Origin of the sequence: Chloracidobacterium sp. D, assembly GCF_018304685.1 — a bacterium.
Classification (GTDB): Bacteria; Acidobacteriota; Blastocatellia; order Chloracidobacteriales; family Chloracidobacteriaceae; genus Chloracidobacterium; species Chloracidobacterium thermophilum.
Genome location: NZ_CP072635.1, coordinates 649202 through 665081, shown reverse-complemented (window position 1 = coordinate 665081; position 15880 = coordinate 649202). Strand labels below are relative to the sequence as shown.

Here is a 15880-nt window from a genome sequence, read left to right as displayed (position 1 = left end):
CTAAACGTAAAGCTGCGTACGTGCATACCGGAAACGAAAGCTGAAAGTTGGCTACAGCCTAGCGTGAAGCCGCGCCGGACGCAAGTCCCGATGTTCCTCAAGGGTGGCAAGCAGCGCCTGATACACCATGTCGGGCGTTACACCGGTCAGGCAGCGGTGGTCAATCGGGCAGTCCTTGAGCAGGCAGGGCGCGCACGGAACGAGCTTGCGTACATGCCGCGCCGTCGGCGAAAAGGGCGAAATCTGGTTTGGGTCGGTCGGCCCGAAGATCGTCACCAGGGGACGGTCGAGCGCGGCCGCGACATAGGCCGGGCCCGTGTCGTTGCTGACCACGGCGGCGCACCGGGAAAGCAGCGCCACGCTTTCACGCAGGGACAGTTCACCGGCCAGAATCGTGACCCGTTCGGGGCACTGCATTCCCTGACGGATGGCTTCGCACAGGGGACGTTCAACCGGCGCGCCCACCAGAAACAGCGGCCAGTCATGCTCTGCGGCCAACCGGTCAAGCAGGGCGGTAAACGCCGCGGCCGGCCACTGTTTGGCGCGGCTGTTGGCGGCACCGGGAACAACTGCCAGCGGGTGCGCAACCTGCCGGAGATCGGGCCGTTTGGCGTCGAGGGCCGCCTGCGCCGCCGCTGAGACGGGCAGCCGGTAGTCAGGCGTCTCATAGTTGACGTGGTTGGTGCCCGTCAGGTGGGCTTCCAGTTGGGCAACGAGGTCCAGATAGAAGTATAGCTGGTGCTTGCGTCGGGTGGCCGGCGTCACCGGGAAGGCATCCGTCAGCAGGAAGCGGCGTCCATCGGTGGCGAATCCGATACGGCGTGGAATGCGGGCCGCCGTGGCCAGCGCCGCGGCTTCAAAGGCGTTCTGGAAGAAAATGGCGGCGTCAAAACGGCCGGCTTTGAGTTTGGCCACCCCGGAAAGGAAGGATTCCTGGCGGTTGTCGTACAGCAGCAGACCGTCGGCCAACGGCGTGTCGGCAAACAGGTCGGCTACCCATGGGCGTACCATCAGCGTCAGGTGCGCCGTGGGAAACAAGCGCCGAAGTTCGCGCAGCGCCGGGAGCGTCATGATGCTGTCGCCAACCCAGTTGGTGCCGCGCACGAGCAACCGCTGAAACATCATCCTGTCAAAGCCGGTAGTTGGTTTTCGGTTGACCGTCGCCTTTCCGTTCGGGCTGCTTCGTAGGATGTGGTTGCTTCACTTCCACATCCAGAGATTTTTCGTCAGAACATCTCCTGGTAATACGGTTCTCATGTTTCTTAAAGGAAACAGCGGCGCAGTCACCTGACAGGCAGTATTCTCACATCAGCAGGTAGGCAAACCGTATTATTGCGTTAGTCCAGTTCCGAGTTTCCTAAGCATCTTTTATCGTCAGATGATGTTCACTTGTACCCGGTATATGTAGTAGTGGGGTCACCAGATTTCATCTACAAATCAATGACTCTGTGTTCAACGACAACGTCGAATATGAGCCGCTTGGTGCATGAGCTGCTCGGTGCAGAAGAATGTACTGCACTCCCAATGACAACAGGTTAAGTGCCAGCGTCAGCAGAAAACAGCCGCCGGAAATAGGTTTCTAAATAAACAACAAGGTACTCTGCCTTTGGCAGGCTTACCTTTTGAAGGCGTGACTTCAAGGATGCAGTACTGATTCAACAGTTTCCAGAGTTTCGGCGTTTCTATGAAGAACTAGAGTCCACCTGTTGTCGCAGCAACTTGTTAGTAGCACGTGTGTTCTCTTCCAAATCAAGGAAAAGATATACCAATTCACCAATAGCGTAGCAACTCACAGCTAGTGCACTGCCAATAATAACAGTGACTACAGCTGCCGCAACAAGGTTAGGTTGGCCTGTGAGGAGCATGACAAATCCAGACAGTATTGTAATGACCAAGATCAACACCCCGAGCGTTTTATAGAAGGTGCCTATGATTCTAAGGGCTGGGTAACGCTTCTCCATTCTAAGCCTCCTTTCGGAATTGGAGTATTTTTACTTAAAGGGCTTACGGGGAAACGCCGGAGCGTTGTGTAGCCGACGGCCAAAGCTTCCCCTGCCCCGTGAAGCGCAGTGGAAAAGCACCAAGTGCAACATATCACGATGGCGCGGCCACCACACTTCTTAAGGAAATAGTCATGCAATCATTTTGCGTACGGTATAATACCATCACATCAGCAGGTGGGCAAGCCATACTATTTGCAGCGGACAAAATTCGCTTCGTCTGAGTGCAGGCGACAGCAGTTACTGCTACATCTCATGGCGTGGACCGGTGACTGCGTGTTCAACAACAGCATCAAATATCAACCGCTAGCGTAAAGAATATGAAACCTGTTACTGCCAAAAGCAGATTACATACCAGCAGAAAAAAGCCACCAGACTTAGGTTTCTAGCGAGACGCCAGCGTAATCGTCGTTTCCTAGGGAACAATGTCAGACAGGACTCTGTTCATCATCGGGCAGCCTCACCAGACCGGATGAGAACAATCAGTTGGTTCCCACAAGTGTCCATTTATAAACACATTGTGAGTATTATGATCAAGCGGGTTGCCAAGTGCCTTTCTAACCGGACCGCTTCTAGGGGCCAAGAAGACACTGAGACCGGAGGCGTGGCAGGCGTTGCAGTGTAACGGTGTCCGGGCAATCGGGTCGCCTCCTTGACAAAACCTGCAAAAGGCTAACACCGCTCCCGTTCAATGAGGGAGTGAGCGGTACGATGATGAACACCTGGCTGTGCCTTGCATACTCCATCCAAAGGCTTGTTGGACATTGTTCAAGTCATCATAACAAGTCCTTAAGCTCATCAATTGTCAGTCCGATTTCGCGGATTATTGTCCACAATGTCCCTTTTGCTATTTCTTTGTGGTCTGGCACTGTCACTCTCCGGTGTGGAGGGTCTATTTGCCGGAGTATGATATGGCTGCCTCGCTGTCGGTCTTGCTCATAACCTATCTTCTTGAGAGCTTTGACTAACTCACGTCCAGAGATTTTAGGTAGGTCGCTCACGATGAAACATCCACGATTTCTTCAGAAATTGGAGGCGGGACAGGTTCACCATGAGCTTTCAGGCTCTCCAGGTATCCTGTGATAGCTTCCTTAATGTTTTCCAAAGCCTCAGAGCGAGTTTTTCCCTGGGAAACGCAGCCGGGCAGAGAAGGTGCTGTTGCAACATACACATTGTCTTCATCCTGCTCAATGAATACTCTATATTTCATCTTGAATTCCTCTTATTTACGTGTTTGCGTGATGTTCTCTGAACTGGCTTATATTGGACAGGGCAGGGCAAGACCAACTTTGCTGTTGTAACTCTTCGGCGATAAAACCAAAGCCGGCCTGCGCCCTGCCTGCTCGTGCCCGGCTTGCGGAGTGAACATGATCCAAACGATGTCACCACTGTCGGGAATGTATGCCATAGCTTCACCAGGCTTCATCTCCTACGGCAAAACCGGTCTCGACTTCAGGATGGAGATTGTCCTTGGTGATACCTGCCAGCAATTCGTCAAGTGTCCAGCTTGGCGCTGGAGCCGGAGTGATAATAATTTTGCCTTCGACGATACTGATTTCTACAAGTGAGTCATTTTGAAGCTGAGCTTCAGCCGCAAAGACTTTCGGTATTCGCAGGGCAAGACTGTTACCCCATTTCTGAATTTTTGTGAGCATAAGGATAACTCCAGACTGTTTCTACAACGAAGATACGCCTTTTGCTCCACTTTTCAAAGGCTGGTTCAGCAAGGGGCGTGCCAACGGTTGGTTTCAGCCACTGCGTCCGGTTTCAGGGGGCAAGGAAAACACTGAGACCGGAGGCATGGCGGGCATTGCGGTGTATGCGGTGCGTCGCCGGCTGGAAATCGCTGTCACGCGCCTGAAAGATGTTGTCCAGAAAAACCTGTGGGTTGCGGTCAACAAGGGGAAACCACGAACTCTGTACCTGTACCATGATGCGGTGTCCGGGCTTGAAGCAGTGGTCAACATCCTGAAGCTCAAAGGCAATGCGTTCGACACGTCCCGGCCGGAGTGGCTTTGGACGTTCAAAGCTGTCCCGGAACTTCGCGCGCATGACTTCAGCACGTACCAGCATCTGATAACCGCCCAGGTGGACGCCCGGCGGCAGATCGGGCAGGTCCGGGGTGTCGTCGGGAAACACGTCTATGAGCTTGACGATGAAATCGGCATCAGTGGCCGTCGTGGTGACGAACAGCTCGGCGCGCAGCGGCCCCGTCATCGTCACCGGCGCCGACAGAGGCGGCGTCTGATAGGTAAGCACATCCGGCCGTGCCGCAGCAAAACGCTGGTCTTCGATCATGTAAGTGATGCCGCGCCGGTTTGTAATCTGGTTCGTGTAGGGCACAGGGGTGCGCGGGTCACTGAGATACTCGTCAGCGCCAGAGGGTTCCCGGGGCGGATCAAACGACAGTTCGCCGTTGGCCCGGAAGTACAGCCGGGCCGGTTTGAGTCCGGCGGGTGGATACTGCGCGTAGCGCCGCCATTCGTTCGAGCCGGTCTGAAAGATGCAGGCTTCGGGTAGTCCGGGATCGGGTGCGTCCTTCAGGTGGTGGGCGAAAAACCTGGCTTCAATCTCGCGGCGATAAAATTCCGCCGTCGGTTGTCCGAAATCAATCGGGCCGAGGCGTCTTCCGTCGCTGCGCGCCCAGCCGCCGTGAAACCAGGGACCCATGACGAGTGCGTTTTTCACTGTCGGGTTCTGGCGCTCTGTGCTGGCATAGAGCTTGAGTGGGCCGTAGAGGTCTTCAGCGTCAAACCAGCCGCCAACGAACAGCACCGCCGGCGCGACACGCCTCATGTGCGGCACAAGATTGCGCGCCTGCCAGAAGGCATCGTAGTTGGGATGCGCCGCCATTTCAGTCCAGAACGCGATGCTGCCCTTGAAGTACCGTTCCTCGATGTGCCGCAGCGAGCCGACATCGAGAAAGAAGCGGTAGGCATCGGGCGTCGGAAAACGGAAGCCGGGCGGCGTTTTGGTAGTAGGTTCAGGACGGGCCTGGCCGAAGGAAGAAAAGAACGTGAAGGAATCAATCAGAAAGAAAGCGCCGTTGTGGTGCATGTCATCGCCGATGAACCAGTCGGCGATGGGCGCCTGCGGGGAAACCGCCTTGAGCGCCGGATGAGCGTCAATCATCCCGGCGGCGGCATAAAAGCCCGGGTAGGAGATGCCCCACATGCCAACCCGGCCGTTGTTGTTGGGAACGTTGTGGATAAGCCATTCGATGGTGTCGTAGGTGTCAGATGACTCATCCACTTCCTGCCCGCGCTTGGCCGGGTTGTGGGGGCGCATGTTGACGAACTCGCCTTCGGACATGTAGCGCCCGCGTACGTCCTGAAACACGAAGATATAGCCCTCGCGCATCATTTCGTCCGAGGGGCCGATGCGTTGCCGGTAGGCGTCGCCATAGGGAGCGCAACTGTAGGGCGTCCGGTTGAGAAGGATCGGGTAGGGACGCGAGGTGTCGCGCGGGGCGTAAATGGTGGTAAAGAGCTTGACGCCGTCGCGCATGGGGATGCGGACTTCAGTCTTGGTGTAGTGGGCCGCAACGTCAAAGGTTTCGGGTGGCGTTGCCTGCCGGGCGGTAGCTGGCGGCGCGGCAACTGCTGGAAGAAGCGGCAGGCTGAAAAGTCCACAGAAGGCAAGAGCGAGCGCCAGTGCCGGCCAGACCCGACGCTGCAGGGGTGGACGTGTCATGGTGGTACGAAACTCCGTCGCCGGCCGACTTGAGCCGGACGCCATCAGGTTTTGTCTGCGGCTGCCGTTGTGTGCCTATCGGTCGTAGGTGAGCAGGGATGTAACCGGGTACCGGGCGAGTTTTTCACGCCCCCCAAGGAAGGTCAGCTCGACGAGAAAGGTCAAACCGACGACTTCGCCCCCCAGCTTTTCCACGAGCGCGGCGGTGGCGGCGGCTGTCCCGCCAGTGGCCAGAAGGTCATCCGCAATCACGACCCGCTGGCCCGGCTGGATGGCGTCCCGGTGAATTTCCAGTGTGTCACTACCGTATTCGAGGTCATAACTGATACGCTCGACTTCGCCGGGCAGCTTTTTGGGCTTCCGCACAGGCACAAAGCCCGCGCCAAGCTGGTAAGCCAGCGGCGGAGCAAAGATGAAGCCACGCGCCTCAACACCAATGACCACATCAACAGGTTGGTTGGCCAGGGCTTCGCTCATCCGGTTGACGGCCAGCTTCAGGCCACGGGAGTCTTTGAGCAGGGTCGTAATGTCGTAAAAAAGAATGCCGGGCTTGGGAAAATCAGGAATCTCACGAATCAGGCGTCGTAACTCGTCCATCGCGGTCTCCGGTGGGAAGGGCATTGCGCAGTGGGACTGAAACCTACCCACAATTACCCCATAAGTCCATGCATGGCTACCCAGTGCCTTCAAGCTGCGAACAAAAGAGCGCCCGCATCCGCCGTTTTGCAAAAAGCCGTTGGTCAGGCAGTTCTCCGGCGTGTGGATGCTATTCAGCCTGGCGGCGCTTGATGGAGAATAATTAAGAGGGCAGGATAAAGCATTTTTAATTGCCCATTCTCAATTGTCCGTTTCCATTAGCGCCACTACCGCAGGATACGGAACTCATCATATTTGATGGAAGCATCGGCTTCCGTGACCTCAATGCCAGTCACCTGGGCGTTGTAGGGGCCAAAACTCAACTCGTGCTGGAAAGTTTCCAGGACATTCGGAGACCCTTTGGCCCAGGCTTCGACGCTTCCATCGGGAAGGTTGCGTACCCATCCGACGATACCGAGTTCACGCGCCACACACAGCACAAAATAGCGATAACCGACGCCCTGCACCCGCCCCGTGATGCGAAAGTGTCGTGCGATGACCGCCATTTTCTGTTCCGTATGCAAGCTAAGGCCAAAAGGGCGATGGCCGCAGAGCGTCCCTGCTCTCACAACCATCGGGTCGGCAATTCGTGCTGTGGACGACAAAAATGTGGTCGGGGCGAGAGGATTTGAACCTCCGACCTCACGGTCCCGAACCGTGCGCTCTACCAGGCTGAGCCACGCCCCGTGCAAACCGTTCCAGCCACGAATTCTGCCGCTGTTGTTGGGCGCGGGCTGAAACAGCCGTCAGACTACTCAGACCCGGCGCACTTTGTCAAACGAAAAGGTATTGTCCGGCGACAGCCGCAGCGTGGGTGCGCGCCTCCACCTCAAAGGTGATGTTTTCGTAAGCCTGAGTCAGGCTGTCGCCACGCAGGACGTTGGTGAGAAATTCCAGCCCATAACGCAGCGTGAAGCCGAAATACCCATGGCGGCGGTACTGGACGACATGGGTCAGTTCGTGGGCAATAAGTTCCAATCCGGCTGGCGTGCTGGGGGCATAACACCCTGGAACAACCCAGACCAGTGCGCCGAAGGTGATGGCCACGGGCGGCACGACCGCCAGGCGGCGAACCCACCACGGAAGCTCACCCACGCGCCAGAGCACATCCCGGCCAAGGTCCAGCTCTGAAAAGAAAGGCTGTAACTGCTGGCAGGTCGCTGCCGGCAGGTGCTCCCATCCGGGAGGTGGTGGTCCTTCCCACGGACGCACCCCAAGGGCCAGGGCGAGAAGGTGCAGTGAAGTCCACATACCTGCCAGCCGCACTTCCTACCGCACGCTGCTTCCGACGGCCGGTGGGGCAAAGTGTTCGGCGTGCCAGCTTTCGGCAAACGGCCGCTCCCAGCGGCCGGCCCGCACTTCCCCCAGCGTACGGACGGTGCCATCAAACACAAGGGTGTCGGGCCGGATGACGCCTTCCCGCACCAGTCGCCGGAAGGTGGGACGGTCAACGAGTTCGACACCATTCGGGCCGCAGTAGGCAATGTCGGCCGTGTCGGCCAACGGCACACCAGCGCGGCCTACAGCCGCCTGTACGGCACGAAACATGCTGTCAATCGAGCAGCCCGAAACATCGTTGGCAGTTTCATCGGCAGCAACAAGGATGAAACGTCGGTTGCAGATGGCGAAGCCACCACGTACCCGCTGGCCGTGCGACATCCAATCGGCGACAAAGGTTTTCAGCCCGGTTTCGACCAGTGCGGCCAGGTCGTCTGTCAGGGGCGCCGCCGTGGTGAACACCCAGACCCGTGACTGGTCCGGCAGCGCCGCAAGGGATGATAGTTCCGCATTCGTTCTGAGTGACATGGGTTCTTTCCTTGGAACGACATCGGGATGAGGTTGCCCATCGGCACTCTACCATGCCGGTGTGGCTTTGCTGTGCCGGGCATCCGGTGTCAACTCCCCACGCTGGCTTTCCGGCCGGGGCGCATCCTTGGGAAATAATTTTCAGAAAAGCCGTCGCCGACCGTTGCTTTTCCCAGCCACGCCCCCTATGATGGCGGCAGTGTACACCTTCTCTTGCTCATCAACGGTGACGTGCCTCGTTTCGGATAGTGTGTTGGGCGTGGCGGTTTCGGATAGTCAGAGATAGGAAGGTTTAGGTTACTACGAAATCCGCCGCTTGCCGGTCAGCCGTGCGTCACTCTTTTGCACCGTTTCCAGAGTGCGTTTCCGGCGTGGGTTTCTTCATCCGAAAGAGGAAAACGCATCCATGAAGCTGTATGTTGGTAATTTGAGTTTTCAGACCACAAGTGAGGACTTGCGCGACCACTTCTCAAAGGCTGGGACAGTGGAATCGGCGCAGGTCGTCGAAGACCGTGACACGAACCGTTCACGTGGCTTTGGTTTTGTCGAGTTCACTTCAACCGAAGATGGCAATCGGGCCATTGAGATGTTCCACGGCACTGAGTTCAACGGACGGACGCTGACCGTCAACGAAGCCCGCCCGCGTGAAGAGCGGAACGGCGGCGGCTATGGCGGTGGCGGCAACCGTCGCGGTGGTGGTTACGGCGGTGGCGGCCGGCGCGGTGGCGGCGGTGGCGGTTACGGCCGTGGCGGCTGGTAAGCATCGCACCGGGCGCTGAATACGCCCAAAGCCAAAAATCTGTGGGACGTGCCCTTGCGGGTGCGTCCCTTTTCACTTGGTGCTTCATTGGTGCAACGTGCCGTCGCCCGTACCCCGGGCCCGGGGCTGGCAGGTCGCATGCCGTTCCGGCCGGGAAGACAGGCAGCCCGTTTGGCCAGCCCGGTCAGGCGAATGGGGAAGGTCATGACGGATTGGCAAAAAGACAGGAAAAACCTGAAGCCTTGTTGACATTGCCAAAGGTGTTATTGATTCTGAAACAGCTTCTCCCGGAAGTGCAATGTTGGCGGGCAGGTATGCCTGGTTTCGGGAGTCACGGCGCCGGTTATGAAGGGTGCCTCCCTGCTGACGGAAAGGCCATCACGCTTTCAGAAGAAGGTAAATCCGATGTTGAAGACGACCGGAAAACACCGCTGTGTCGCCGGGGTTGTGGCCCTTGTGGTTGTTGTGCTGATGCTGGGCGTGCCGCCCGGCTTCAGCACCAACGCGCAGGTGGAGCGTCGGTCTGACCGGAAGGCGTCCGGCTTCGTCCATGAGCCGCAGCTTTACCGCACGCTGTTTCACACCATTTTTCTGCTGAATGAACAGGCGGAGGAAGCGGAACGGGCTGGACGGACGGAGGCGGCGCAGGCGTTGCGGCGCGCGTTCAAACAGGAAGCGGGCCTGGAGGTGGAGCAGGGGGTGGTCCTCGACCGGTTGGCGGCAGCGTGTGAGCAGGCGGTGCGGGCGGTGGATGCACGGGCGAGGGCAATCCTTGCGGCGCGGCGGGCGAACTATCCTGACGGGAAGCTGCGGGCGGGACAGCAGCCGCTGCCGCCATCGGCGGAACTGTTGGCGTTGCAGCGGGAGCGGGAGGCGGTGGTGCTGCGCTACCGTGACCGGTTGCGGGCAACCTTTGGGCCGCGGGCGTGGGAGGAGTTTGAGCAGCGGGTTCTGCTGCCTTTTGCCGCCGGGCTGAGCGCAGGCGGTACTCAGAGGCACCAGCCGGTTGAGGACGGTTCTGGAACGGGCAACCTGACGACACAGGCGGGAGAGTCTATTGTCACCGGCTCGGTGCTCATCAGCTACGACCCTGAGACGAACCTTGTGACGGGGGTGGCCACGACCGAACTCGATTATGCTGCACAGGATTGGTATGTGGGGCAGGTGGCGTGCAGCCTCCGCGACGGGAACGGAAACCCGCTGGCGAGCCAGAGTGCCGAGGACACCGACGGCGATGGGACGGTGTCGGTCATCGTGCAGATGGTGGGGCAGGAGGGGCTGACGACCTACGGGGCGCGCGGGGAGTACAGCCTACGGCTGGATATTTATGATCCTTTCTGTGGGTGCTGTGGTTGTTACCTTGACCCCTGGAACTTTCAGCGGGCGCTGCTGGGCGGTTGGGGCTGGGGGCCTTGGTACTGCACGGTATTTTCGGGGCACGGTCCGTTTTGCACGATGCGGTCAGGTACGCTGTTTCTGGGAGCAAGGGATGTCACCTTTCAGGTAAAACCGCTGGTCGCTATTAGGAGGCTGAGGTTTACCAAAAATCCCATCAAGGTCAACATTGACTCCACCGATCTTGATGTGACTGTTAGGGCCTCACGGGCAGGGCTTCAGGATAGGGATTTTGCGGTCTTGGAAGTCAATCTCATCACTGGACCAAGCAACCCACAAGTCAGTTTTGCCTACCCACCGGGAGTAACGGACGACGTTGAATTGGTGCCAGGAGGTTATACCGACGCGAGGTTCACTATTCTCTCAATCGCACCACCTGGGAATTATTTGCTTGAGGTAAGAATCATAGATGTCAGGCGACCCGATGGGCAGGGTGGTTCGGACAGCATCGCGGATAGGGTTATTATCGGTAGCCCAGTGGAGATCACCTTGACCGTAACGGAACCGTGAAGAGCAGAGTAGCGGCTATGGTGGCGGCAACCGTCGTGGCGGCTGGTAGTCACCGCACCGGGCGCTGAATACGCCCAAAGCCAAAAATCTGTGGGACACGCCCTCGCGGGTGCGTCCCTTTTCGTTTGGTGCTTCATTGGTGCAACGTGCCGTCGCCCGTACCCCGGGCCCGGGGCTGGCAGGTCGCATGCCGTTCCGGCCGGGAAGACAGGCAGCCCGTTTGGCCAGCCCGGTCAGGCGAATGGGGAAGGTCATGACGGATTGGCAAAAAGACAGGAAAAACCTGAAGCCTTGTTGACATTGCCAAAGGTGTTATTGATTCTGAAACAGCTTCTCCCGGAAGTGCAATGTTGGCGGGCAGGTATGCCTGGTTTCGGGAGTCACGGCGCCGGTTATGAAGGGTGCCTCCCTGCTGACGGAAAGGCCATCACGCTTTCAGAAGAAGGTAAATCCGATGTTGAAGACGACCGGAAAACACCGCTGTGTCGCCGGGGTTGTGGCCCTTGTGGTTGTTGTGCTGATGCTGGGCGTGCCGCCCGGCTTCAGCACCAACGCGCAGGTGGAGCGTCGGTCTGACCGGAAGGCGTCCGGCTTCGTCCATGAGCCGCAGCTTTACCGCACGCTGTTTCACACCATTTTTCTGCTGAATGAACAGGCGGAGGAAGCGGAACGGGCTGGACGGACGGAGGCGGCGCAGGCGTTGCGGCGCGCGTTCAAACAGGAAGCGGGCCTGGAGGTGGAGCAGGGGGTGGTCCTCGACCGGTTGGCGGCAGCGTGTGAGCAGGCGGTGCGGGCGGTGGATGCACGGGCGAGGGCAATCCTTGCGGCGCGGCGGGCGAACTATCCTGACGGGAAGCTGCGGGCGGGACAGCAGCCGCTGCCGCCATCGGCGGAACTGTTGGCGTTGCAGCGGGAGCGGGAGGCGGTGGTGCTGCGCTACCGTGACCGGTTGCGGGCAACCTTTGGGCCGCGGGCGTGGGAGGAGTTTGAGCAGCGGGTTCTGCTGCCTTTTGCCGCCGGGCTGAGCGCAGGCGGTACTCAGAGGCACCAGCCGGTTGAGGACGGTTCTGGAACGGGCAACCTGACGACACAGGCGGGAGAGTCTATTGTCACCGGCTCGGTGCTCATCAGCTACGACCCTGAGACGAACCTTGTGACGGGGGTGGCCACGACCGAACTCGATTATGCTGCACAGGATTGGTATGTGGGGCAGGTGGCGTGCAGCCTCCGCGACGGGAACGGAAACCCGCTGGCGAGCCAGAGTGCCGAGGACACCGACGGCGATGGGACGGTGTCGGTCATCGTGCAGATGGTGGGGCAGGAGGGGCTGACGACCTACGGGGCGCGCGGGGAGTACAGCCTACGGCTGGATATTTATGATCCTTTCTGTGGGTGCTGTGGTTGTTACCTTGACCCCTGGAACTTTCAGCGGGCGCTGCTGGGCGGTTGGGGCTGGGGGCCTTGGTACTGCACGGTATTTTCGGGGCACGGTCCGTTTTGCACGATGCGGTCAGGTACGCTGTTTCTGGGAGCAAGGGATGTCACCTTTCAGGTAAAACCGCTGGTCGCTATTAGGAGGCTGAGGTTTACCAAAAATCCCATCAAGGTCAACATTGACTCCACCGATCTTGATGTGACTGTTAGGGCCTCACTGGCAGGGCTTCAGTCTGAGGATTTTGCGGTCTTGGAAGTCAATATCTTGGATCGACCAAGCGAAGGACACCTCACTTTTGGCGACCGAATAATCGGCGTTCGATTGGTGCCGGGAGACATTACCACGAAGATGTTCAACATTGTCTCAAGCAATAGGGCCGGGAACTATGTGCTTGAGGTAAGAATCATAGATGTCAGGCGACCCGACGGGCAGGGTGGTTCGGACAGTATCGCGGATGCGGTTATTATCGGTGGCCCGGTGGAGATCACCTTGACCGTAACAGAACCGGAAGAGCAGAGTAGCGGCTATGGTGGCGGCAACCGTCGTGGCGGCTGGTAGTCACCGCACCGGGCGCTGAGTACGCCCAAAGCCAAAAATCTGTGGGACGCGCCCTTTGCCGGTGCGTCCCTTTTCGTTTGGTGCTTCATTGGTGCAACGTGCCGTCGCCCCGACCCTGAGCCAGGGCTTGATGCCGCGCATTATGAGCGGTGGACGGTCAGCCGCCCTGGCGTCCCGGCTGCCAGGCGGCCGATCCGGGCGGCGCATGGCGTCTGGCGGCGCTTCAGCTCTCTGACGAGGTCTTCTACTGTTTCCGGCGCAACGGCCAGCAGCAGACCGCCCGAAGTCTGCGCGTCGCACAGCAGCAGTTGGTCGGTTTCGGTCACTTCCGGCGCGTAGGTCGTCCAGTCCTGCAGGAAACGCCGGTTGGCATGCGTGCCGCCGGGAACGAAGCCCTCCGCCGCATAGTGTCGCGCCGCCGCCAGGATGGGAACGTCCGTCAGGTCAACTTCTGCCGCGCAACCACTGGCATAAGCCAGATTGCGCAGGTGGCCCAGAAGGCCAAAACCGGTGACATCCGTCGCTGCCCGGACGCCGACAGCGCAGGCGGCTTCGGCGGCCGCACGGTTGAGGGTCCGCATCAGTTGGATGGCTTCACCGATGGCGCCCAGCGTGTCCACGTCGTTTTTGGCGGCCGTGGTGATGACGCCCACCCCGATGGGTTTGGTCAGTACCAGCCAGTCGCCCGGTCGTCCGGCGGCGTTGGTCAGCATCCGGTCGGGCGCAACTGTACCGACTACGGCCAGCCCGTAGATGGGTTCTTCGCTTTTGATCGTGTGGCCGCCGACGATACTGACCCCGGCCGCTTCCGCCACGGCGGCCGCGCCGCGCAGGATGTCGCCGAGAACCTCCGGTGGCAGCCGGTCATCGGGAAAACCGACCAGGTTGAGCGCCACCCGTGGCGTGCCGCCCATGGCATACACGTCGCTGAGCGCATTGGCGGCGGCAATGGCTCCAAAGTCGGTTGGGTCGTCCACGATGGGCGTGAAAAAGTCCGTTGTCAGCACGAGCGCCAGCTCGTCGGTCAGCCGGTACACGGCGGCGTCGTCGGCCGTGGCGCTGCCCACCAGCACCTGCGGATCGCGGAGCGGTGGAAGCTGTCCCAGCAGGGAAAACAGGTAGCCCGGTGGTTGCTTGGCGGCACAACCGGCCCGCTTGGCCAGTTTCGTCAGGCGGATAGTTGAAGTCATAACGGATTGGCAAAAAGACTGGAAAAACCGGAAGTCCTGTTGATGCTGCCAAAGGTGGTGATTAACCTGAAGCAGATTCTTCCCAAAGTGCAACATCAGCCGACGGCGATAGCAGGTTCTTGGGAGTCACGACACCGGTTGGGAAGTGCGTGTCCCCGGTGACGAAAAGGCAATCACACTTTCTGCAGGGAGGTAAACCTGATGTTGAAGGCGACCGGAAAACACCGGTGTATTTCCGGGATGTTTGTCTTGGTTGGTCTGGTGCTGATGCTTGTGGTGCCGCCCGGCTTCAGCACCAACGCGCAGGTGGAGCGTCGGTCTGACCGGAAGGCATCCGGTTTTGTCCCTGAGCCACAGCTTTACCGCACGCTGTTTCACACGGTGTTTCTGCTCAACGAGGAGGCGGAGGAAGCGGAGCGGGCTGGGCGGACGGAGGCGGCGCAGGCGTTGCGGCGTGCGTTCAAACAGGAAGCGGAACTGGAGGCGAAGCAGGGTGTGATCCTTGACCGGTTGGCGGCGGAGTGTGAGGCGGCGGTGCGGGCGGTGGACGCACGGGCGCGGGCAATCCTTGCGGCGCGGCGGGCGAACTATCCTGAGGGGAAGCTGGGGGCGGGGCAGCCGCCGCTGCCGCCGTCGGCGGAGTTGTTGGCGTTGCAGCGGGAGCGGGAGGCGGTGGTGCTGCGTTACCGTGACCGGTTGCAGGAAGCCTTTGGGCCGCGGGCGTGGGAGGAGTTTGACCGGCGGGTTCTGGCACGGGTTCGGGCGGGGATGCGCACCAGCCGCGCGCTGGCGCGTGGTGGGGAGGGGCAGTCTGGAACAGGCAATCCGGTGCCGCAGACGCCAACGGAAGCTGTGGCTACTGGAGTGACCCTCATCAGTTATGACCCTGAGACGGGACTTGTGACGGGGGTGGCTACGGTCGAACTCGATTACACGGCGCAGGACTGGTATGTGGGGCGGGTGACGTGCAGCCTCCGCGACGGGGATGGCAACCCGCTGGCGAGTCAGAGTGCCGAGGACACCGACGGGGATGGGACGGTGTCGGTCATCGTGCAGATGGTGGGGCAGGAGGGACTGACCTACGGGGCGTGTGGAGAGTACCGCCTACGGCTGGGGATTTATGATCCGTTCTGTGGGTGCTGTGGTTGTTACCTTGACCCCTGGAACTTTCAGCGGGCGCAGTTGATCGGTGGGGGTTGGGAGAATTGGTACTGCCTGGTAGCTTCGGGGTACGGTCCGTTTCGCACGAGGCGGTCGGATGAGCTGTATCTGGGAAGAGGGAATGTCATCACTCAAGCTAGAACGCGGGTCATTGTTCGGAATCCAAGGCTTACCAGGAATCCCATCAGGGTTAGCCTTGACTCCACCCATCTTGATGTGACCGTCAGCGTCTCAGGGAGTGGTATCCGGCGTAGGGATTTTGCGGTCTTGGGAATCACTATCCTGGAAGGTCCAAGTTCAGGAATCACTTTTGCCCATCCGCCACCGCCAGGACAAGAAATCGCCATTGAGTTGCTGGAACGAAACAATACCAACGCAAGGTTCACCATTGGTTCGGCCAATACGGCTGGAGACTATTTGCTTGAAGTAAGAATCATGGATGTCAGGCGACCCAATGGGCAGGGTGGTTCAGACAGTATCTTTGATCAGGTTACTGTCAATGATGACGGCGTAACGATTACCTTGACCGTAACGGATTAGTGCCCCCGGCGGGTTGCCTGACCTGAAGCCTGTCTGCGTGAAGCACCGGGTAGCAGCTATGAAGCTATGAACGCGGCAGCCATTGATCAGCGCGACACCGGGCGCTGAGTGCGCCCAAATCCAAAACCTGCGGGACGTGCCCTTATCGGGTGCGTCCCGTTTTGTTTGGTGCTTCGTTTGGGCAACATCCCGTCGC

At 59.3% G+C, this 15880-nt stretch carries 14 protein-coding genes, 1 tRNA gene and 1 pseudogene; 4 read left to right on the top strand and 12 right to left on the bottom strand.

The window, feature by feature from the left end:
* Positions 1-51: 51 nt before the first annotated feature.
* The 11 genes and pseudogenes from waaF to J8C01_RS13905 form a co-directional block, all read right to left on the bottom strand.
* On the bottom strand, positions 52-1125 hold the full coding sequence (waaF, locus tag J8C01_RS13955) for a lipopolysaccharide heptosyltransferase II (RefSeq protein WP_211432826.1): 1074 nt from the start codon (positions 1123-1125) through the stop codon (positions 52-54).
* 1651 nt (positions 1126-2776) lie between these two features.
* Positions 2777-3001 (bottom strand): type II toxin-antitoxin system HicA family toxin, encoded by a 225-nt coding sequence (locus J8C01_RS13950; protein ID WP_211432825.1) that lies wholly within the window; start codon positions 2999-3001, stop codon positions 2777-2779.
* Positions 2998-3210, bottom strand: a complete 213-nt coding sequence (locus J8C01_RS13945) for a type II toxin-antitoxin system HicB family antitoxin (protein WP_211432824.1) — start codon at positions 3208-3210, stop codon at positions 2998-3000. Before J8C01_RS13945 ends, J8C01_RS13950 begins: the two co-directional genes overlap by 4 nt.
* A gap of 51 nt (positions 3211-3261) precedes the next feature.
* Positions 3262-3408 (bottom strand): annotated as a pseudogene (locus J8C01_RS13940) (type II toxin-antitoxin system PemK/MazF family toxin); the annotation flags it as partial.
* Between the two features lie 4 nt (positions 3409-3412).
* Positions 3413-3655, bottom strand: coding sequence for an AbrB/MazE/SpoVT family DNA-binding domain-containing protein (locus tag J8C01_RS13935; RefSeq protein WP_211427109.1), 243 nt, complete (start codon positions 3653-3655; stop codon positions 3413-3415).
* Between the two features lie 112 nt (positions 3656-3767).
* On the bottom strand, positions 3768-5693 hold the full coding sequence (locus tag J8C01_RS13930) for a CocE/NonD family hydrolase (protein WP_249355504.1): 1926 nt from the start codon (positions 5691-5693) through the stop codon (positions 3768-3770).
* 75 nt (positions 5694-5768) lie between these two features.
* Positions 5769-6290 carry an adenine phosphoribosyltransferase gene (locus J8C01_RS13925; RefSeq protein ID WP_014100925.1) on the bottom strand — a complete coding sequence of 174 codons (522 nt, stop codon included), beginning with the start codon at positions 6288-6290 and terminating at the stop codon, positions 5769-5771.
* A 266-nt stretch (positions 6291-6556) separates the two neighbouring features.
* Positions 6557-6835, bottom strand: coding sequence for an acylphosphatase (locus J8C01_RS13920; protein WP_014100926.1), 279 nt, complete (start codon positions 6833-6835; stop codon positions 6557-6559).
* A 104-nt stretch (positions 6836-6939) separates the two neighbouring features.
* Positions 6940-7016: transfer RNA gene (locus J8C01_RS13915), tRNA-Pro, on the bottom strand.
* Positions 7017-7103: 87 nt separating this feature from the next.
* Positions 7104-7580, bottom strand: a complete 477-nt coding sequence (locus J8C01_RS13910; RefSeq protein ID WP_014100927.1) for an eCIS core domain-containing protein — start codon at positions 7578-7580, stop codon at positions 7104-7106.
* Between the two features lie 18 nt (positions 7581-7598).
* Complete coding sequence (locus J8C01_RS13905) at positions 7599-8135, bottom strand: hypothetical protein (protein ID WP_211432821.1); 537 nt, start codon at positions 8133-8135, stop codon at positions 7599-7601.
* Between the two features lie 406 nt (positions 8136-8541).
* Here J8C01_RS13905 and J8C01_RS13900 point away from each other — a divergent pair, with 406 nt between their 5' ends.
* The 3 genes from J8C01_RS13900 to J8C01_RS13890 all read left to right on the top strand — a co-directional run bounded on the left by J8C01_RS13900 (position 8542) and on the right by J8C01_RS13890 (position 12793).
* A complete protein-coding gene (locus J8C01_RS13900; RefSeq protein WP_211432820.1) occupies positions 8542-8895 on the top strand; it encodes an RNA recognition motif domain-containing protein in 354 nt (117 codons plus the stop codon).
* A 405-nt stretch (positions 8896-9300) separates the two neighbouring features.
* Complete coding sequence (locus J8C01_RS13895) at positions 9301-10800, top strand: hypothetical protein (protein ID WP_249355503.1); 1500 nt, start codon at positions 9301-9303, stop codon at positions 10798-10800.
* Positions 10801-11254: 454 nt separating this feature from the next.
* Positions 11255-12793, top strand: a complete 1539-nt coding sequence (locus J8C01_RS13890) for a hypothetical protein (protein WP_249355502.1) — start codon at positions 11255-11257, stop codon at positions 12791-12793.
* A 140-nt stretch (positions 12794-12933) separates the two neighbouring features.
* Here the strand turns inward: J8C01_RS13890 and selD are convergent, their stop codons facing one another.
* Positions 12934-13983, bottom strand: coding sequence for a selenide, water dikinase SelD (gene selD, locus J8C01_RS13885; protein ID WP_211432817.1), 1050 nt, complete (start codon positions 13981-13983; stop codon positions 12934-12936).
* A 201-nt stretch (positions 13984-14184) separates the two neighbouring features.
* Between selD and J8C01_RS13880 the strand changes: the two genes are divergently transcribed.
* Positions 14185-15684 carry a hypothetical protein gene (locus J8C01_RS13880; RefSeq protein WP_211432816.1) on the top strand — a complete coding sequence of 500 codons (1500 nt, stop codon included), beginning with the start codon at positions 14185-14187 and terminating at the stop codon, positions 15682-15684.
* The last annotated feature ends 196 nt before the right edge of the window (positions 15685-15880 follow it).

Bases quoted from the DNA above. Each gene is read 5' to 3' on its own strand.
- J8C01_RS13925 (WP_014100925.1), bottom strand. From the start codon at position 6,290: ATGGACGAGTTACGACGCCTGATTCGTGAGATTCCTGATTTTCCCAAG.
- J8C01_RS13920 (WP_014100926.1), bottom strand. From the start codon at position 6,835: ATGGCGGTCATCGCACGACACTTTCGCATCACGGGGCGGGTGCAGGGC.
- J8C01_RS13910 (WP_014100927.1), bottom strand. From the start codon at position 7,580: ATGTGGACTTCACTGCACCTTCTCGCCCTGGCCCTTGGGGTGCGTCCG.
- J8C01_RS13905 (WP_211432821.1), bottom strand. From the start codon at position 8,135: ATGTCACTCAGAACGAATGCGGAACTATCATCCCTTGCGGCGCTGCCG.
- J8C01_RS13895 (WP_249355503.1), top strand. From the start codon at position 9,301: ATGTTGAAGACGACCGGAAAACACCGCTGTGTCGCCGGGGTTGTGGCC.
- selD (WP_211432817.1), bottom strand. From the start codon at position 13,983: ATGACTTCAACTATCCGCCTGACGAAACTGGCCAAGCGGGCCGGTTGT.
- J8C01_RS13930 (WP_249355504.1), bottom strand. From the start codon at position 5,693: ATGACACGTCCACCCCTGCAGCGTCGGGTCTGGCCGGCACTGGCGCTC.
- J8C01_RS13890 (WP_249355502.1), top strand. From the start codon at position 11,255: ATGTTGAAGACGACCGGAAAACACCGCTGTGTCGCCGGGGTTGTGGCC.
- waaF (WP_211432826.1), bottom strand. From the start codon at position 1,125: ATGATGTTTCAGCGGTTGCTCGTGCGCGGCACCAACTGGGTTGGCGAC.
- J8C01_RS13900 (WP_211432820.1), top strand. From the start codon at position 8,542: ATGAAGCTGTATGTTGGTAATTTGAGTTTTCAGACCACAAGTGAGGAC.
- J8C01_RS13935 (WP_211427109.1), bottom strand. From the start codon at position 3,655: ATGCTCACAAAAATTCAGAAATGGGGTAACAGTCTTGCCCTGCGAATA.
- J8C01_RS13945 (WP_211432824.1), bottom strand. From the start codon at position 3,210: ATGAAATATAGAGTATTCATTGAGCAGGATGAAGACAATGTGTATGTT.
- J8C01_RS13880 (WP_211432816.1), top strand. From the start codon at position 14,185: ATGTTGAAGGCGACCGGAAAACACCGGTGTATTTCCGGGATGTTTGTC.